We start from the raw sequence: 1,524 nt of genomic DNA on the forward strand, positions 1-1,524 counted from the left end.
CGGCCGGGGCGTTGACGGCGCCGCGGGTGGCGGGTGCGGAGGCGGACCACGCGAGGGCGTCGGCGGCGGCGACGTGGACGCGCTGCAGCGACTGCCCCTCGGGGGTGCCGTTGGCCTGGGCGACGCCGATGTCCGTGCTGGTGCGCCCGGCGGCGGGGCCGGCGGTCGCGGTGAGCGTGCCCTCGTAGGAGAGGAGCTCCAGCACCTCGGTGCCGCGCACCAGGGCCACGCCGTCGGCTTCCCCGTTCTGCAGGGTGCCGGCGTACTCGACGACGGCCACCGCGGGCGCGTCGGCGGGCGCGGTGACGTCGGGCAGCGCGTCGGTGTCGTACACCCCGCCGCCGTTGCCGTTGTAGAGGACCAGCGACAGCCCGCTCGAGCTGGTGCCCGCGGGCAGCTGCACCTCGATGAACTCCCCGCGGTCGCCGGGAGCGGAGTTGTCGTAGCTGATCTCGGAGATGAACGGCGCGCTGGGCGCGGCCGCGGAGGCGACGGGGAGGCCGAGCGCGGTGAGCGCGGCGCCGGCGACGCCGAGGGCGACGCAGCCGCCGGTCAGGCGGGCGGCGCGGGTACGGCTGGGCATGGGTGACCTTCCGGACGGGCACGGGGGGTGTTCAGAAGGTAACCCGGCACGACGGGTGCTCAGCACCGCCCCGGGCCGCTCCGGGGTTGACTTCGGGTGACGTGCGGGTGGTGCGCCGGTCGTCGCCTCACGCGGGCGCCCGCGGGGGCGGGGCGGCCGCCAGGTGCACCTGCACGCCCTCGGCGCGGAAGGGCGCCAGGACGTCGGCGCCGGCGTCGTCGGTGGTGACGAGGTGGGTCAGGTCGCCGACGGCGCCGAAGCGGAAGGTGGAGGTGCGGGTGAGCTTGTCGGCGGTGGTGACCAGCACGCGCCGGCGGGCCGCGCGCAGGCAGGCGCGCTTGACCTGGGCGTCCTCGTAGGTGGTGGAGGTCAGCCCGGCGCCCGGCAGGGCGGCGCAGGTGCCGATGACGGCGACGTCGCAGCTGACGTCGGCGATGGCGGCCAGCGCGGCGCCGCCGGTGAACGCGAGGGTGTCGGTCTCCACCGGCCCCCCGGGCACGACCGTGCGCACCCCGGGGCGGGTGGCGAGCGCCGCCGCCGCGTGCAGCGACAGCGCCAGCGCGGTCAGCGGGCGCCCCGCCAGCCGGCGGGCGACCGCGTAGCAGGTGGTGCCGTTGTCGAGCACGAGGGACTCCCCGTCGGCGACGAGGCCGGCGACGAGCGCGGCGAGCGCGTCCTTGCGCTCGCGGTCGGCCTCGAAGCGCACCGAGAACGGCATGAGCGTGCCGCGCGCGTCGGCGCGGGTGACCCCGCCGCGCACCCGGCGCACGGAGCCGTGCTCGGCGAGCTCGGCCAGGTCGCGGCGGACGGTGATCGGCGAGGCCCCGGTGAGCGCGCACAGCGCCCCGACGGTGAGCACCGCGCCGGAGGAGACCGACTGGACGATCGTCCGGTGCCGTTCTGATCGTTGCACGTGATCATCCAACCACCTACGTTCCCGC

General features: G+C 77.0%; 1 protein-coding gene and 1 pseudogene. Both read right to left on the reverse strand.

The annotated features are described in order from the left end of the window. Positions 1-583 (reverse strand): annotated as a pseudogene (locus GTQ99_RS23135) (ExeM/NucH family extracellular endonuclease); the annotation flags it as partial. 127 nt (positions 584-710) lie between these two features. Further along, the coding region (locus GTQ99_RS23140) for a DeoR/GlpR family DNA-binding transcription regulator (RefSeq protein WP_205708093.1) at positions 711-1,524 on the reverse strand (814 nt) is incomplete at its 5' end.

The sequence above is a fragment of the Kineococcus vitellinus genome (genome assembly GCF_009906315.1).
Lineage (GTDB): Bacteria > Actinomycetota > Actinomycetes > Actinomycetales > Kineococcaceae > Kineococcus > Kineococcus vitellinus.